The 18931-nt window shown below is 45.2% G+C and carries 9 protein-coding genes and 1 pseudogene; all 10 read right to left on the bottom strand.

The window, feature by feature from the left end; all coding sequences use genetic code 11:
• Positions 1-84: 84 nt before the first annotated feature.
• Positions 85-1947: a glycoside hydrolase family 2 protein gene (locus NSTC745_RS15960; protein ID WP_445638006.1), complete on the bottom strand. Its 1863-nt coding sequence runs from the start codon at positions 1945-1947 to the stop codon at positions 85-87.
• An 883-nt stretch (positions 1948-2830) separates the two neighbouring features.
• Positions 2831-3538 carry a Uma2 family endonuclease gene (locus NSTC745_RS15955; protein WP_445638005.1) on the bottom strand — a complete coding sequence of 236 codons (708 nt, stop codon included), beginning with the start codon at positions 3536-3538 and terminating at the stop codon, positions 2831-2833.
• Between the two features lie 291 nt (positions 3539-3829).
• Positions 3830-6052: a hypothetical protein gene (locus NSTC745_RS15950; protein WP_445638004.1), complete on the bottom strand. Its 2223-nt coding sequence runs from the start codon at positions 6050-6052 to the stop codon at positions 3830-3832.
• A gap of 137 nt (positions 6053-6189) precedes the next feature.
• Positions 6190-7443, bottom strand: coding sequence for a GAF domain-containing protein (locus NSTC745_RS15945; protein WP_445638003.1), 1254 nt, complete (start codon positions 7441-7443; stop codon positions 6190-6192).
• 211 nt (positions 7444-7654) lie between these two features.
• Complete coding sequence (locus NSTC745_RS15940; protein WP_445638002.1) at positions 7655-8674, bottom strand: chemotaxis protein CheW; 1020 nt, start codon at positions 8672-8674, stop codon at positions 7655-7657.
• 62 nt (positions 8675-8736) lie between these two features.
• A pseudogene (locus tag NSTC745_RS15935) lies at positions 8737-9095 on the bottom strand (four helix bundle protein).
• Positions 9096-9148: 53 nt separating this feature from the next.
• Positions 9149-12295, bottom strand: coding sequence for a hybrid sensor histidine kinase/response regulator (locus tag NSTC745_RS15930; RefSeq protein WP_445638001.1), 3147 nt, complete (start codon positions 12293-12295; stop codon positions 9149-9151).
• 130 nt (positions 12296-12425) lie between these two features.
• Entirely contained in the window at positions 12426-17663 is a 5238-nt protein-coding gene (locus NSTC745_RS15925; protein ID WP_445638000.1) for a GAF domain-containing protein, read from the bottom strand.
• 283 nt (positions 17664-17946) lie between these two features.
• Positions 17947-18465 carry a chemotaxis protein CheW gene (locus tag NSTC745_RS15920; RefSeq protein WP_445637999.1) on the bottom strand — a complete coding sequence of 173 codons (519 nt, stop codon included), beginning with the start codon at positions 18463-18465 and terminating at the stop codon, positions 17947-17949.
• Between the two features lie 14 nt (positions 18466-18479).
• A complete protein-coding gene (locus NSTC745_RS15915; RefSeq protein WP_445637998.1) occupies positions 18480-18842 on the bottom strand; it encodes a response regulator transcription factor in 363 nt (120 codons plus the stop codon).
• Positions 18843-18931 lie beyond the last annotated feature (89 nt).

Genomic DNA, 18931 nt, shown 5'->3' with positions numbered 1-18931 from the left:
CCACCGCAGTGGCTCCTCTTTTGAAGGGGGTTGGGGGATCTGAGTGCGTAAGTTCTGTATTTGTCTCGCCCAGCATCCCCAATCTTAACACCTACTGGGAGTGCAAAATCCTTCTCCTGAGAGGGTTGCAGCCCGAATTCTCTCTAGGGGAAATTTTGGTGTGCGATCGCTGTACAACAAACCATTAGCTTCTTGGAAAGTATCAGTAAATTGTGTGTAACAAAATCCACTGAATAGTTCAATATTATTGACGGTTTCGAGGAGGGCGCTGTATTTCATTTCTAACTCAGAGACACTCCAGCAGCGTTCATATCCCCAAGCTTGAGCTGCATTTGGCTTCTCATCAGGGGCATAAGCGATACCACCAAATTCTGTGAGCATTACTGGTTGCCCTTGATGTGGATAATTGTCCAGCGTGAGGATACGTCCTCCAGGGCGCTTATGATTAAGCATATCCGACAGCTTCACTTCTGGCCCGTAACGACGAACTAATTGCTGTGGTTTGGTGTCATAGTCATGAATTGCGAGAATGTCTGTATCTGTACTTTCCCAGCCATCATTACCAATTACTGGACGAGTTGGGTCTAGGGTTTTGGTTAAGTGATACATTGCTAAAACATAGTTGCGGTGAGCTGCTGTTTCCACTAAATTCGGCACTCCCCAAGATTCATTAAAAGGCACCCAAGCAACAATACATGGATGGCTAGAGTCTCGCTTGATGACTTCATTCCACTCCCGCGTCATGCGTTCTACTGCTTTGCGAGTAAAGCGATAAGCGCTAGGCATTTCTTCCCATACTAATAAGCCTAAAACATCTGCCCAATATAAAAAGCGAGGGTCTTCAATTTTTTGGTGTTTGCGTACTCCGTTGAAACCCATTGCTTTGATCAGTTCTACATCACGTCGCAAAGCCTCATCGCTCGGTGGAGTCATCAGCGTATCAGGCCAGTAGCCTTGATCGAGAACCAAGCGTAAATAGTAAGGGCGACCATTGAGCATAAAGCGATCGCGCTGTACGCTGACTGTTCGCATTGCGGTGTAAGATTTTACTTCATCCAGTAGGCGATCGTTGCTCCACAGTTGAATTTCCGCATCAATTAGCGTTGGCTTTTCTGGACTCCACAACAATTCATTACGGAAGTCGTCAATCCCAGGATCGCCCAAGGCGATGCGGCGATTAATTTCCCCGTTTAACACTTCGTAGGTATCATTCGCCAACACTTTATCGCCAATGCTCAATTTCATCTTGATTTGTACGCCACAAGCAGGTACATCACCCGCTAGCCCCGCTTCAAAACCAACCTCCCATCGCTCAAAGTCAGAATTCCAGCACAGGTGACCAAGATAAGTCTTACCCACTCGCTCAATCCAGACTGTCTGCCAAATACCACTCGTGCGAGGATACCAAATACTGTGCGGCTGCAATTGCCAGTCTTGCTTACCGCGAGGTTTAGCGAGGTCTTGCGGATCGTCTTGTGCCCACACTGTGACTTTTGCGATTCCACTGTCATTTAAGACGTGGGTAATATCGAGGGAAAAATTGGTATGTCCGCCTTCATGTTCAGCTATGTATCGATCGTTAACCCAGACACTAGCGCGGTAGTCCACTGCACCGAAGTGTAACAGCAATCTACCATCTCCTTCTGGTATGGCAAATTCGCGCTCGTACCAACAGTTCGGGTGAAAATTCGTATCACCTATCCCACTTTTAGTTGATTCAGGAGCAAATGGAACTTCTATCTGATGAGTCCATTGCTTCAGGTCACTGGGTTGAACGCATTTTCCTTCGTCATCAAATGCAAACTTCCACAAACCATTGAGGCTTTGCCAAGGCGATCGCTGCAACTGTGGACGTGGATGTGTTATTTTTTTCCAATCGGGAGCATTCTTACCATTGCTGTTAACTGATAACGCAACTCCATTATTATTAATATCTAATAACTCCATAAAAACCTCTTTTTATTTGCATTAAATTAGTCTCTTTTAAGAAAAACGATATTGATTAAAAGTATTATTAAATTTAATAGTTTTTGTTATAGCGATCCTAAATCATTTGTAAAAATTACATATCTCTTTCTTCTTTCTTCCCGTTGCGTACTTTGTCTCAAAAAGTGACGCTCCTCTCTTGCAAAGTTCAAATGGTCGGAAACCTCCGCTCTGACTTTGCGCTGCGTCGAAGATCCTGCGCTAACCGATGTCTGACGACAAGCCCCCTTTAGGGTGTCTACGCCAAAAGCCGACGCACCCTGCAAAAAGCAAGCTACAGACTTTTCGCTGCGTACTTTGCGTTAGCCTGCGGCAAGCCGCTGGCGCGTCTACGTTTCCTTCTATATTTTTCACAAATAAAATACGACTGCTATATATGCAAATTTTAATTATTTTATTTTAATTATTTTAAATTAAAAAGCTGCTTTGACGAGCTAGTGTTTTAAGTTGACTAGCCAGCCATTTAAACCTTTGTACTATCAATTATAGCAAACATCTCCATAGATATAACCCCGCTTCCTATACACAATTAATCTTGCATCTTTCGTCCCTAACTGCCGCTTACATATTTGCCAGATTCGGTTAATATTTAAGTTATTACATTAATTTAATATTGCATAAGTTTTTGGTAACACACAAAGCAAATATTTGTGTGTTACCAAAAACTTAATTAGTTAATATTATAAAAATACTTTGATTAGTTTGGCTTCTACCGAAAGGATAGAACTATACTAGATGCCGTTATAAGTAAAAATGCTGTTTTGTTTGTCAAGTAATATAATGCCAGATTGGTGTGTCTTTCTTTTATTTCATACAACAAAGCCATAGAAAAGCGATCGCCTTTCTATTTCTTACCCAATTGCTCCACAAACTCTGCATGTTGAGGTGAGTTTAATCCCAACTGCAATACCTCTAACACCCGTGCCATCTGATTGTTTAACAGCGCCTCCACCGCTAACCACAACCCCGGAAAAACCCCAGAGCGAATAATCCCATCTGCACTGGGAGATAGCAATTGATAATCTCCGTCTGTTAGGCAAAACCATTCAATTTGATTTTCGTAGGATTGCCAGATGATGTACTCCAACACCGCGTTACGGCGATAAACCTGCTTTTTGCTGCCTCTATCAATGGCGGCGCTACTTGCGGCAATTTCCACAATTAACTCAGGCGATCCTTCAATATAACCATCACTGCTCAATTGAGTCTGTCCACCTGCCTTCGTTTCAATAAACAGCACTGCATCCGGCTGAGGTTCGTTGTCTAAATCTAGGCGTACTGTAGGTTCAACGCTTAAGTCAACACCAAGAGTCATTGCCTGGTAGACTCCTAACCAGGTAATAACTCGACTATGGGGTTTGCCATGTTGTTCGTGCCGTAAGGGAGATGCCACGTAAACGATGCCTTCGATTAGTTCTGCTTTTTTGATATGGCTAGAAGCCGCATAGCGTCGCTCAAATTCCGGACGAGTCAAGCGATCGCCACTTTGAAGTGGAGGTAGATGTCCCTGTGTGGAATTGGATTGTGTTTGGGGTGAGTACTCTCTAACCATTTGCCAATCCTCACAAGTTATTGGATACTTCTGACTGTAACAAACGTTTGTCTAGGACACTCCCTGGACTGTTTAAATTTTGCATTCATACTTTAAATCAGCAACACCCAAAATTTTAATGTAAATTTTGAAATTCACATCTTGCACACCTGCGATTATGCGATCGCATCTCTAATGTCGGGTGCGTTGTCCCAAAGTGAAACGCGCCGCAATCTCAACAACTTGTAAATCAAGTTTTGCGACTCGTAAACCTTGCCTTTATGACCAAAGCCATTATAGGGCGGTGGAGTGTCAAGTTAGAGATTTTGTAAAAAGGCGACCATCCAAAACCAAGCTAAGTTGTCCATTGGCAAGAACGCTAGTGCCTTGGATATAAGGAGCAACTGGGATTGCTTCCCCCAGAGGATGGATTGTAGAGGATTGCTTGCCGATGATGCAATCTACTTCTACAGCACATCGTTTGTCTAAGTAACGAAATACTAATAACGGCTTATCCTGCTTGAAAGCATTTAGTGTATCTGTACTGTAAGTGGTAACTTCGCCGGGAAGGTGATTAGGACAAATCAGCCCATCAGTCAGTAAATGGATAGGAACGAGCATTTCCGTTGTTGGATTCTCGTAATCGTCACTCCTGAAGCCACTGGTGTCAGAAGTCTGCAAAAATAACATGCGTCCCGCTTGAGTTTGGAGAATTTGTTCGGACTGGGATAGACAAATTTGCTCTACGGAATCGGCAACAAACGCATAGACTCTAGAGTTAGCTTGACAGATGATAAGTTGAGCAATTTTTTGCTCCAGGGGAATTTGCAGCGAGAAGGCTGTACCATGTCCAGCTTTAGACTTCAATACTATTCTTCCTTGAATAGCTGTTAATTGCTTGCAAACTTCAGTTAATTCTGCTCCTAACTCTAGGGCAGCACGATCGCACAAAACAGATGAAACCTCTGGTTCAAGTATTAATTCAGTCAGTTGTAAAATATCCCCTGGTTTTGTCAGGGCGAATCCTTGAGCTAAAGCCTGTTGATAAATTTGAGATAAGTTAAGTCCAGCGCCATCATCACAGCCATCAATAATTAGTTGATTTCCCTGCTGATAGATTTGAATTTCAATAATACCGTTGCTATTTTTACCTAGCTGTTGGCGTGTTTGGGAAGACTCTATACTTTGCTCTAGTAAATAGCAACTGATATGCAACAGGAGGACACGGAGGCGATCGCTAAACGTGCGATCGACTTGGATATCGCTAATTTGTAAATGTAGTCTAGCAGACTTATCTTGTAGAGCTTGTAACTGAGACCAAAGCCGATGCAATGGTTCTAAGGCTACTTTTAAAGGAACAGTTGTAACTTTTTTGACTAAATTAGCAGATTGATTAAGTAAATTTTCCCGCTGTATGAGTTCTTGTTTGAGTTGGTGACGATCGTTATTCAGGGAATGAACAGTTGATGCCACCTGAGACGCTTGGGCCAAAACAGATTGCAGAGTACTGTACAATTGCTGAGAGCGAGAAGCAGCTAGAGGGGAAAGAGTATCTGAAATTGCTGCTAAACGTCCTGACCATTCCTGCAAATTGTCCAACAGGCGTTGTAATCGCTTCACTTGTCGGAGCAACTGCCCGATGGTATGTTGCTGTTGTTCTTCGTGACAAGCTTGCCGATCGTAGTTAGTTAGTAATGTTGCAATCAGCGCGTTTAGTTGTTCGAGATGTTCAAGATTAATGGGTGTGGCGGCTGGAATACTGGTTGCAATAATGGTGGGAATGAATTCTTGCAAAGAGATTGTATGGCTATCGCTCGAAGATTTAACTAAGGATGCTTCAGATATTTCAGCAGGCAGGAAAAAATCTCCCAACCAAGCCTGAAAATCTTCTTCCCCATACTCCTCCAGGTTTGCTAGTTCCCCTACTTTGACGGGAAGCTGCTCAGTATCTAAGTCACAAACGCCACTAATGGGTTGTGTAATTTGACTTGTTAGTTCCTTGTCTTTAACCACAACTTGCTCTGGTAGAGATGCAGAAGATTCTACTTCGGCCAAGGAATCGTCAAACTGAATAACTGATTGATGTTCCTGCGATCGCTCTACCGATGTCTCAAGGTTTATTTCCTGGGAATCCCTAAACTCTGCTTGCAGACGAGCAACAATGGCAGACATACGCTCCAGAATTTCTACTTCCTCAATTTTCGAGGCTGTTAAAAATCCCATCAATAGCATCTGTAGGCAATCTAATCCTTCTGACAACAAAGAGGCAATTGTGCCGTCAATAGTTGCTCGATACTGATACAAAAGCTGAAAAATCTCTTCTAGTGCAGCCGCAACTATAGCAATCGTATCTAGCTCGGCTGCTATAGCAATCGAATGCAGAGAGCCAGCAGCTTCCATGAGAGCCAAAGCTGTACCGGGGTTACTGTCTTTTGTATAGTTAGGCAACTCCTGTTCCAAGAACAGTAACAAATCGATCGCTTCTTCTAGAAAGCGATCGTCGTTCTGCGGTTGGGGGACAAAATCGGTACTCATCGAAACTCCTGGTTTGTGACAATTCTATAGACTTCTTGCAGAAGTCGGGAAAAGGGGAAGGGGGAAAGGGGAAAGGGTTAAGAAAAACCCTTTTCCCTTTAACCTTTAACCTTTTCCCTTTCCCCCTCTTGCAAAAGTTACTTTTGCAAGAGGTCTATTGATTTGAGGGTAGAAGCAGCAATCTGGGCGATCGCTTTAAATTGCTCCTGGATTTGCGCGATTGACTCCAGCCCCGCACTGATTTGGCGATCGCACGGTTCGATAGCAGAAGTAACGTCTCTTGTTGCTACTTGGAGTTCTTGGAACCATTCTTCTATATTTAAGGTGCTTTCGCGGGCTTGGCGGGCGAGAATTTCCACCTGTTCGGCAGCAGCTAGCAAACTTAGTTCCTGCTCGTTAGCTTTTGTTGCTTCAATAGCTGTATTCAAGGACAAAATCTGAATTTTGCTACTCAAGCCTTCCACAAGGCCGACAAAACCAGAAGCTTGCTGGCAAAATTCACCAAGGTATTGCAGCTGTTTATTTGTAAAAGCAACAGTATCTTGAATAGACATTAAATACTCGTGCTCTTGCTCGGCGATTCTTACTCCTTCTTGTACGGCTTGGCTCACCTGCTGCAATGGCACTAATAACTGTGAGCGATCGCAGGATTCAGCCTTTTCGGGAGGCGGTGACAGCTGTTGAGCAGGTGGAGCTACTATTTCAGCCGAGTGCAAGTTAATTGTCAACATCATTCCTACTTGTTGTAGCAAACTGCGCTCTGCTTCTTGCCATTGTCGGGGTGTAAGGCAATGCTGAATAACTAACAAACCCCAAGGCTGTTGTTTGACAATCAAGGGTAAGCACAGACTCGCTTGCACCTGAAAGCGTTGCCAAAATTGCTGTTGGCGCGGGGTTAGTTCTAATACTTCAGTTGGGTCACTAACATCGGGTTGAGTAACAAGCAAATTTATCGGTAGGGATTGGTTGAGCAAGGATGTCCAACCCGGTTGTATAGCTTCAGCGATCGCACGAGAGCGATTATCTTCCTCAAAACGATAAATCAGGATGCGATCGGCACTGAGAACATCTTGCAAGGCGGTGACTGTAGCTTCCAAAAGTGCGGTTTGACTTTTTGCCTGCTGCATTTGCCGAGCAATTGCCGCCAGTTGTTCTCGCTGGAACTGAAAAGCCCTTTGAACATTATCATCATTGTCACTGGGCGAATCCTTAGCCAAAGCTTGGATAAAAGCTTCGATTTGACTTACCTTGTGCTGCAATTGAGCGACCTTTGGCCCCTTAGCAGATTGAAAGACTGCTTTGAGTACAGCCACATTAGCCAAAATTTCTTCTATCTGGATTTGATTGTCAGGCTGGGTTTCAAAATTCGGGTCTAAAGTTGCGATCGTCACAGAAAACTCCTTGGCAGCATCAAGTCAAATAAAAAAGCAGGGGAGCAGGGAGCAAGGGGAAAATCACGCCACTTGTGGGTGAAGTTTCAACCAACGGGGAAAAGGAGTAAGGGAGCTTTCACGCCACTTCCGGGTGTTAGCGGAGCGGAACGAAGTTCGGTTTGTACCTTTAACTTCCCCCTGCCCTCCTCCCCCTGCCCCCTGCCTCTTATCAGTGGGTTTGCCATTGCAATGTCTGGGCGATCGCTTTGGTGTCTAAAATCCAGCGATCGCCTGGCAGAATACCTCGAACAAAATTTAGTAGTTTGTTGGGGGAAAAGTCGGTTGGTGCCGATTGTGTTTGCTGTAAATCCTGCCACTCTACATCTAAGACATGAGCGACTAAAAACCCGACTACCTGATTTTGAAGCTCAACAACCAGAACTATTGGCTTTTCTGGTCGTGACTGTCGCTTAAAAAGCGGTGCATAACCAAGCAAATGTTCTAAGTCAACCAGCCGCAACATCTGTCCTTGCCAATTATAGAAACCTAAAATCCAACTTGGTAAGGCCGGGGCTGGGGAAATTTCTTGGCTAGCGATATGAATCGTGTCCAGTACTGAGTGGAATGGTAGCAATCCACTTCCTCCGCCCAAGGAAAAACGCAGAAATCTTTGCCGTTGTTCGCATGGTGTCAGCCCAGGAGCCAAGGTTGAAGTTGTCCCAGGCAAGCCCAACTTATCAGCTAATATCTGGTTCATACCTAGAAGCAGGACTTTGAGTGGTTCTTCGTTTGTTGCTACAGACAAGACAGCCATGTGGCTAACAAAGTTTAATTCTGCCACTTGCCGATAAGACCAAGGCACCGGACGCACAGTTTCCAAAGGAATATCAATTAAAGCAGGGGGCTTGTCCACAGGAATGCCACAAAGTTCTCCAGTCCGCGTTTGAGTCAGAAGTAAAAAGCGTCCTGAAGTGTCAACCGCAGAAACTTGGTGTGTCTGTTGGGTTTGTAATTGCGGAATGAGCTTCTGGCGCAAGTCCACAATCGTAATAGTTTGCGCTCCCAAATCGACCATCCCGATCCCACTTTCAACCGTACTACTAATAGGAGGACAAGCAATCACCTTGAGAACTGCACCAACTGGTAGGGCAAATAAATAGTCTGCGATCGCAAAAACAACGACTCGTAATGAGTTGGCTTCGGTCACAGCGCCAGATAATCGCTTAAACGGAAAGGGAGTGTTGAGCATAAGTCGGTTGGTGTTAGGGGGGCAGAGGGGCAGAGGAGCAGGGGAGCAGGGGAGAAAGAATATTAACGCTTCATTAGCCAAGGTGAGGGGTCAGTAATCATATTCACCAAACCACCTAAGAGCCGATTGTAGATTCCATATAATTGCACTTAACAGCAAATTCAATCCATGTTTGTGTTTCTGCTGCCTCTGCTTCAGAGTCATTGAGTTTAGCCACAAAAGCTGCTTCATATCTACGCTTTCTCCAAGCTTCTGCCAGATTTGCACAAACAGAACGTGACGATCTACGAATCTGATCGGTTAATGAATACCGCTCCTCGACAGGAAATTTTTTAGTGAGTTCAAAGATTTTCATGGCTGCATCGAATGCCATTTGATAAACTTTCAAGTCTTGATGATTTTTAATTGGTTCTTTTTCCATCTCCATCTACTCCTCTGCTCCCCTGCTCCTCTGCCCCTCTGCTCCCCTGCCTTCTACTTAATCAGTTCAGCGATGGTGGCTAGGAAGTTCTGTTCGGAATAGGGTTTAGTTAGGTAAGCTTTTGCCCCTAGAGCTAAAGCTAATTGGCGATGCTTCTGGCCGCTACGAGTAGTTAGCATCACCACAGGAATCCCGGACAAACGCTCGTCTTGGCGATGGTGCTCTAAAAACTCAAATCCATTCATACGTGGCATTTCAATGTCACAAATCACTAGATTGACATTACCGTGTTGCAACATTTGCGCGATTCCTTCTCGACCATCACCTGCTTGTAACACTTGATAATCGGCTTTCTGGAGCGTCTGCACCAAACTTTGCCTTTGGACAACCGAATCTTCCACTACTAACACCGTCAGTCGGTTAGGTTGAGCAACGGCTGTATTGACTTCTATTGGCTGTTGCTGCGGTTGTATTATAGTTAGCTCGGATTGCTGCCCCTCTAGAGTCAGAACAGGCTCAGGCGCAGGCAAGAGTTTAGTTGTAAGACTTGATGCCGGGGAAGTCGCGATTATATCTGTCTCCCAGGTTTGACGAACTAACTCCAATGGGTCAACGATGAGGGTGAGGCTACCATTTCCTAACACGCTGTAGCCTTGGATGTAACTAGGTAAAGTCAGGACTCTGCCGAGGGATTTAATTACTAATTCCTGCTCGACTAAAATCTGATCGACTTGCAAACACAGGTATTGCTGCTCTGTTTGCAACAGTAGCAGAGGTTCGACGGTGTTGCGTTGTTTGACTGGAAAAGGACTGAGGGTTAAATTGTGGTCTTGGGTGAATAAAGGATATTTGTAATCCAGCAAATTGGCAAGCGGGCGGATGGGAACTAGTTGCTGATTTTGCCCTTCTCCCCACTGCCAGAATTTTTGTATACCTTGTCCGTGCAATGATTGCTGGACTTGAATCTGCTCTGGCTGCGGTAATAAAACTTGGCTAATTCCTTCAGACAGCAAGGCATAAGTAATACCTTGAGATTGACAAACGAGCAAGCGTGCTGTTGTCAAGCTCAGGGGCAATTGCAAGGTAAAGGTGGTTCCTTGTCCTGAAAGCGATCGCACCAAAATCGAACCTTGTAAAGCTTGCAATTGCGTGCGAACCACATCTAAGCCGATACCGCGACCAGATAACTCACCAATCTGGTTAGCAGTAGAAAAGCCCGGTTCAAATAATAACTCTGCCAGTTGGTCTTCGGAGGCGTAGGCGGCTTGTTCTGAAGTTAAAAAGTGTTTTTCTATACCTCTTTTACGAATCGATTCCCAGTTAAAGCCTCGCCCATCATCCCTTACCTCAATAGTAGTGCGGTTGCCTTGATGATAAGCTTGAATTGTAATTGTTCCGGTTTCTGGTTTACCTTGCTGTCTACGGGTTTCTACTGATTCAATGCCATGATCGAAGGCATTGCGAATCATGTGCAGCAAGGGATCGTACAGCTGCTCGGAAATGGCTTTATCCACCAGTACTTTCGTACCGTCAAGCTTGAGTTCAACAGGCTTATGATAAGTTGCTACCATCTGTTGTAGGAGGCGAGGAAATCGATTCAAAACTGTTCCCAGCGGCACCATTCTGGCTTGCAGCAAATCTTCCTGCGCTCCTGAGAGCAATTGCTTGCGCTTGCCGAGACTAAAGCGAGATTGCTGAACTAAAGTATTGAAAGTCTCAATCCGTTCTCCTAATTGCACCATGTCTTCTGTCAGATTTTGCAGGAGAATGTGCAACTCGCTATAGCTATCCATTTCTAAGGCATCAAAATTAGATTGTGCCTGGGTAGTTGGGGAAGTACGGACAATTGAGCAGCGTGGGTATCGCTGCTTTGCGCGTTCGGGAAGCAGTTGTCGATCCGACCAAGTAGAAACTTTACTAAGTTGTTGTTGACAATGCAAAAACTGTAGTAGAGTCTCTTGAGCTGCTTTGTGAATGTGATTAGATTGGAGGTTTTGTTGGTTTTCGTTGATTAGCAATTCCCCAATCGTGTGACTGAGGCGATCGAGTTGTTCGATCGCTACCCGGATACTAGGAAGCGATGCCGATGACTGAGCCTGGAGGCTTGGTGCTGGTGGTGGAGAGGTGGGCCGTTCTGAGTCTGTGTAGCGGCAGGATGTCTGGGGATCTCCTATCCAGATTGATTGTAAAATCCGATCTATGGCAGAGGGGGCTACTGCTGAATCCTGAGAAATTGGTTCGAGTACCTCTGGTGCTTTCGCTACGGAGTTATCAGTTCGCTTCGGGAAAAACGACCAAATTGATTCGGCTTCGCTGGCACTGAGGAGAGGAGATGGCTGATTTTCAGTTGTAGTCGTTTGTGTTGGCTGGGTAGCGATCGCAACTGGCTGCCCTTGCGGTTCTGGGACAGGAGTAGTTATTCCTGCCCATTCCCGCAATTGGGGAAATATCTCTCCACCTTGAATGCGATCGCCTGCGAGTACTGATGCTTGAGCCGCTTTAAAATTTTCTAAAGCCACCTGAGCGATTTGCAGTACTTTGTCTGGATGCTGATTGAGCGCGTTTAGGGTCGCTTGGGCAATTTCTCCCAATCCAGATAAGCTATAAGACGCTGCTAGTTCAGCAAAAAATTCTGCTTGAGAGTTGAGTGTTATTTGAATTTCTTGCGGATCTTGGCTTTGAATGTCAGCTTCCAGCTGTTGCAAATCCTGGGTTACACTCCCCGAAAAAATTGACTCTACCACATCAAAGCCAAGTTCTTCCGAACTGGGAAGCGGAGCCTCACGACCAAAAAAGTCGCCTAGTTTATGTTGGAGTTGGGCGAAGATTGAGGCAGTTTTATCGAGTATTTCTGCCTCATTGTAGGATAAGCCCATCAAGGTTGCACTCAATGGAGTTCGCAGGCACTCATAAGCATCTAGAAGCAAAGCACCCAATTCTGGATCGATTTCCAACTCTTGAGGGTATAACGCCTGAAATACATCTTCTAAATGATGGGCAATTGTCTTAATCGTTTCTTGTCCAACACTGGCAGCACTCCCTTTGAGAGTGTGGGCGCTTCGCATCAAAGCGTGAACTTTTTCTGTGGTTTTTTCATCAAGTAAACCGATCAGACTTTGCTCAATGGTTTGCAACAACTCTGCCGCTTCAGCCAGAAAAGCCTGCTCTAACTGCGCTTGATTACTGGGATCGGTGTTCATAACAGTTTTGCGAGATTAGTAGTCTGCCAACCCAAAATTGTTAGGTGAGGGCCGGGAAAAGGAGAAAGGTTAAAGGTTAAAGGAGTAAACATCTTTTCCCTTTACCCCACCAAGTTTCCTTGGCGAACTATTAGTCAACTTTGAACTGGCTAACGCTGGTTTCCAGTTGTTGTGAAGTCATCCGTAGTTCCTCAAAAGACTCGGAAATGTGGATGGCACTTTGGGAAGTCTTGCGAGCGATCGCCGATACATCCATCATCGCTTCTGTCAATATCTGAGATTGCTGACTTTGAGTGGAAACTGCTTGAGTAATTCCTTGTACCAGTCCACCAATTTCGTTGGTAGCTGCCACGATCGCAATCAGGGAATGACGAGTCTCATCAATCAAGTTCGAGCCTTGGACGACTTGGGTAATCCCTACTTCCATTGCTTCGGTAACTTCGTTGGTTCCACTTTGAATTTCTTGCACGAGTCGCTCAATTTCTGTGGTGGCACTCGCTGACTGATAAGCCAGGGAACGAACTTCATCTGCAACCACCGCAAAGCCTTTACCGTACTCTCCAGCACGGGTAGCCTCAATCGCCGCATTCAGAGCCAGCAAATTAGTTTGAGTGGCAAAGTTTTCAATCAGGCTGACTACTTTTGAGATTTTCTGAGAAGCTTCACCGAGGCGTTTAATCTTCTTAGCTGTTTCGGACACGGTTTCCCGAATCTCCAAAATGCCATCTACGGTTCTTTCCATCAGAGAATCCCCAGCTTGGACGGTTCTATTAGCTTCTTGTACCGCCTGTCCTACTCTTTGGGCATCAACAGCAACTACCTGGGTGGAAGCTACCATCATTTGTAATTGTTCTAAAGCGCGTTCGAGCCGTTCTGCTTGCTGTTGAGCTTGGTTAGATAGTTGTACTACTGAGGTCGTGTTACTACTGGAATTTTCACTCACCTTGCTGGCAGCAATCTGCACTTGTCGCACTAAATCTCGTAAACTTTGGATTGTAGTGTTGTAACCATCAGCGATCGTCCCAATTTCATCTTCAGATAAGGGAGCGCGAACGGTGAGATCGCCTCTGAAGGATGGTTCTAAAGCCATGAGAACGCGTACTGCTCCTTGTTGCAGTTTTTCCCGTGCAGTGCGTTCGCGTTCTGCTGCTTCTGCTAGTTGCTGCTCTTGGATACGCACTTGTTTTAGGTACTCTGCAAGATTCAGGGCAATACCAATCTGGACGCTGGCTTGGTTGAGAACATCCTCCTCTGATTGCTCCCACTGGCGCGCTGCGCTATTTTGATAAACTGCCATCAGCCCCCATAGCCGATCTTCTTGGAAAATCGGCGCAATCATGTAGGCTTTAGTTCCCCACGTTTCTAACAATTGGATGTGGCATTCGTCATGACCGACAGTATAGATATTGTCAACCCGCAAACTTTCTTTGCGAGCATAACGCCCGCCTTTGTTGTACTGGAGAAAGGTATCTCTAACTCTGGCAAGGCTAGTTCCCACAAGCTTCGGCCAATCCCCGGTTACAGACTCAACTACAAATTCTCCAGACCAATCAGGCTCAAAACGGTAAACCCCAACTCGATCTACTTTCAGCAGTTGGCGAAGTTCGTGGGTGGCAAACTGAACAAATTCCAGAACATCACCATGAGTTTGAGCCATCTCTGTTAACCGACTTGGCAAGCGATAGGAAAATCTGGCGTTTGCTACTTCTCGTTCTGCCAGTTTTATCAGTTCCTCATTCTTGTTTAAGGTTTGCTGTAAGTATTGCGATTGCTGGACGGCTACGCCAAACTGCGTACCGATTTTCGCTACTAAGTTGATTTCATTATCTTGCCATTGCCGCGGCCCGTCATTTTGATATGCTCCTAACAAACCCCAGAGCTTGTTGCCGGCAATAATCGGGGTGATGATATAGGCTCTCATCTGGAATTGTTCGAGAATTTTTATGTGGCACTGGGCATGACCGGAAGTGTAAATGTCATTGATAACAAACGTCTCGTTGTGGCGATAGCGTCCACCTTGGGTTTGTTGGAGGTGTTCGTCTTCCCATATAGTCCTGATATCGGGGCCAACCAAAGCTACCCATTCACGACTTACGGATTCGGAAATAAACTCTCCACCCCAATCTGGATTGAAGCGATACACTGCAAGCCGATCGCATTCCAAGTGCGATCGCAATTCTGGTAAGGTATTGCGGAAAATCGTATCTAGCTCTTGAACTTGGCGGATTTTTTCTGCCAGCCTTGTCAAGGCTCGTTCGCCTTCTGCGGTTCTGGCTAACTCTGCATTCTTCTTCTTGAGCTGTTCGATATACTCAACCTGTTGCAAGCCTATACCCATTTGCACGGCTACTTTTTTCAACAGTTGCACATCCTTGGGCTTCCAGTGTCGGGGACCAGTATTTTGGTATGCTCCTAAAAAGCCCCAGAGTTTGCTTCCAGTAAAGATAGGCGCGATTATGTAAGCCTTGGCCTGGATTTTTTCTAATATCTCTAGGTAGCACTGAACGTGACCGACAGTGTAAATATCATTGACAACAAAGGTTTCATGATTGCGATAGCGTCCGCCTTGAGTTTCTTGCAAGTGATCGTCCATCCAAATCGTTTTGATGCCGGAACCAGCTAAAGACAACCATTGATCTTTTACGGATTCGGCAACAAACTCTACACTCCAGTCGGGATGAAAGCGAAATACTGCTAGGCGATCGCACTGTAGTTGTTTGCGTAAACTCGGCAGCAAATTCCGAAAAATTGTGTCTGTATCCTGTGCCTGACGGATTTTTTCTACCATCCCTGTCAGCACTTGTTCTTCTTCTGCTGTTCGCGCCAACTCTGCATTCTTCGTTTTCAGTTGTTCGATGTACTCGGCTTGCTGCACGCTTAAACCCAACTGAATACCCAATTTGGTCAGCAATCGCACTTCTTCGGAATTCCACTGTCGCGGCCCGCTATTCTGATAGGCTCCTAACCAACCCCAAAGTTTGTTTCCAGTAAAAATCGGAGCGATGGTGTAGGCTTTAACCTGATACTGCTCCAGTAGGTCAATGTAGCACTGGGTATGACCAGAAGTGTAAATGTCATTGACAGCAAGGGTTTCATTGTTGCGATATCGCCCACCTTGGGTTTGCTGTAGGTATTCATCTTGCCAGATAGTCTTGACATCGGGGCCAATTAGAGGTGTCCAATCACTTCCTACAGATTCGGCAATAAATTCACCACTCCAGTCAGAGTTGAAGCGATAGATTGCCAGGCGATCGCATTTGAACAATTGCCGCAATTCTGCCAAGGTGGTGCGGTAGAGCGTTTCTAGCTGTTGGGACTGACGCATTCTCTCCGCCATACGCGCAATGGCGTTTTCTACTTCAGCTACTTGGGCCATTTCTAAATTTTTTAACCGTAGCTGTTCGATATATTCAGCTTGCTGGAGGGCAATGCTCAACGGTTCGCTAATCTGCAACAAAGCGCCAGTCTCTTCATCAGTCCATTTGCGAACATCTGAATTTTGATAGGCTGCTAACAAACCCCAAAGCTTACCAGCGCGGAAAATGGGAACAATGATGTATGCTTTGGCTTGGAATTTCTCTAATGCTTCTACATAGCAAGGTGAAAAACCAGCAGCATAAATATCATTAACTTTGCGGAAGCGCCTTTCTTTGGCGTAGATTCCACCCTGGGTTTCCTTGAGATATGTATCGGCATCGAGTTTCCCAGGGGAGCCATAATCCTTAACACTGCAACGCTCTGAAGATACCATGCCTGTTTTTAAAATGGTTTCTTGTTCCTGAATATCCAACAGGGACGACCAACCAGCAGCCACAGATTCAGCGATAACTTCTCCACTCCAGTCTGGATAAAATTGATAAACGACTACGCGATCGCATTTTAAAAATCGCCGTAATTCTTGGGTGGTAGTGCGGAAAAGGGTACGAAGCTCCGTTGCTTGTCCAATCTTTTCAATGATGCCGAAAACAGTACGTTCTCGTTCGATTAGTTTGGCTGACTCTTCAGAGCGTTGATAAAGTTGTTGCTGATATTGCAACTGTTGAATAGCAATACTAGATAGAGATGCCACCTGCACCATCAGTCGCACTTCACTATCTCTCCACTGACGAGACTGGGAATTTTGATAAGCAGCAAGCAAGCCCCACAACTGCTCTCCCTGGAAGATGGCAACAATGATGTATGCTTTGGCTTGATAGCTTTCTAAAATTTTGATATAGCAGTCAGAAAAACCAGCACTGTAGATATCATTAGTGACTCGATAGACCTGTCCGCGATGGAAGGTTTTGCCTTGGGTGTGTTGAATGTAGCTATCGTGCGATCGCCCTGTTGTCCCAACTAATCCCCCTTCGTCTGCAAAGTTCCTCACACTGCAATAGTTAACGTTTTTGACAATTGCAGGGTTGTTTCGCTGTTCTTGTAATAAAGAAACCCACTCAGATCCCACAGATTCAGCAACAAATTCTCCACTCCAATCTGGCTGGAAACGATAGATTGCTACGCGATCGCATTTTAATGACTGTCGCACTTCTTGGGTGGCAATGCGAAAGATGGTATCCACATCTTTGGACTGGAGAATTTTACTCGCTACATCGGTAAGGATTTGGTCTTTTTCTACTTCTTGTTGTAATGTAGTTTGAATCGCGGCAACTTGCAGTTGCGCTTCTAATTCCTGCGCGAGTAATTTTAGTGGCTTAATTTCCGCATTCTGCCACTGGCGAGGTGCAGTACATTGCTGCACTACCAATAAACCCCAAACCCCGTCTTTCGCTAAGATTGGCAAGCTCAAACAAGCTCTGACCTGAAACCGATCCACAAGCTGCTTTTGGTAAGGAGACAAGCTTGCAGTGTAGGTATCGGCGATCGCTACTAATTTTTCTTGTTGATAAAGCTTGCTAGAACCTAACCCAAAAGTAACGGCGGGCAGTTTTTCCTTCAGCATTGGCGTAAAGCCATCCCTCATCGCCTCCGCAGCAACAATCCCCAGTGTCGGATTCGTAAACTCATACAGCACCACGCGATCGGCTTGCAGGGCGTTTTGTACCTCCATGACAGCAGTAGCAAGCAAAGTATCTAGATCGGAAAATTGGCGGATTTTACTAGCGATCGCCTGTACTTGCTCTACCTCTAATCCATCTCCTTTGTCTTGATATGGCAACACATTTACCAATTCTTTTAACTTGCGAATTCTGTCTCGCAATGGCCCTGTTTCCACCCAATCAGCTTGATCTAGTTCAGTTCGCAATTCTTCTAGAGTAGAAATAACTTGCTGTTGTGTAGGTACAACGGTATGCCCGTTACTGATGTCTTGATGACCGTTGCTTGAAGTTGAGTGTGGTTGGTTAGGTCTAAGATTGGGTTGCGTTACCATAATCTTTCTTGCTATTAAAGTTGTCGGAGTTAATAAGTAGAATGCAGAGTAGACTTCTTGCAGAAGTCGGGAAAAGGGGTAAGAAAGAGGGGAAAAGGTTAAAGGGAAAAGGGAAAAGGAATGAACAAGTAGCCCACGTTAGCGTAGCGGCACGAAGTGCGGGGCGAGGTTTTTACCTTTTCCCTTTCCCCTTTCCCCCTTGCCCTTTTCCCTTTCCCCCTTGCCCTTTTACCTTTACCCTTTCCCCCAAGAGTGCAAAACTATTTTTGCAAGAGGTCTAGTGTTAAAGAGACTGAAGGGCTTGAATCACAGCATGGGTGTCAACTAACATCAAAGGGCTACCTTGAGCATCCATAAAGTAACCCTGTAAGAAAGATTTGAGTCGGGCGGGTAACATCGATGCCGAAATCGCTAACCGTTCTTGGGAATCGTAAACTTCAATGGTATTGACTTGCTCCACCAACAGCCCGATAGTTTGATTTTGGACTTGAACCAGCATCGCCATGCCTGAGTTGCGTACATTTTCTCGCCGACACCAGTGTGTTGCTCCCAGTAAACCTGCTAGATCGAGAATCCAGATAGCTTCTCCCCGCCAATTCATGATGCCTAACAAAAATTCTGCGGTCTGCGGCACTGGTAAAATCTCTGTGAGCGCAACTTGAATTACTCCCCGCAAATCGGCTAGTGAGAGTAAGCCATTTACCTTTCCATTTAACGGAAATCTTAAAAACCTCTGGTTGTTTCCTTGGGGAGAGTTTTCCAGAATGGGTAACTCTCTAAAGCGATCGTTGGCCTGTACCATTGCCCCAGTTTCCTTTAGCGAATAAATTTACTAACAGTCTGGAGCAAGGTATTTTCATCTACAGGTTTGACTAAATAGGCATCGGCACCACTCATAGTCCCCCAAGTTCTATCAACATCTGTGTTTTTAGTTGAGCAAATCACTACCGGGATTGCTTTTGTTATCGGATCGGCTTTCAACTTGCGGCAAAATTCAAATCCACTTTGACCTGGCAAAATCAAATCCAATAAAATCAAGTCAGGTTTTTGTTGTTTTAACCGCAGTTGAGCCTCTTCACCACTGCGAACTTCATAAACTGAATATCCTCCTTGTTCCAGGTAACGTGTCATCTTTTCGGATTCTGTGAGGCTATCTTCAACTAATAGAACTTTTTTCATTTTTATTCCTAACTATTTAATTCAGAATTTGAAAATAAGGCAGAAGGCAGGAGACTTTTTTTGTCTCACGCCCAGACGCTCCAGGCACA

The sequence above is a fragment of the Nostoc sp. DSM 114161 genome (assembly GCF_052692665.1).
Note: the sequence above shows the minus strand (reverse complement) of the source record. Positions and strands in the feature narration are given on the sequence as shown.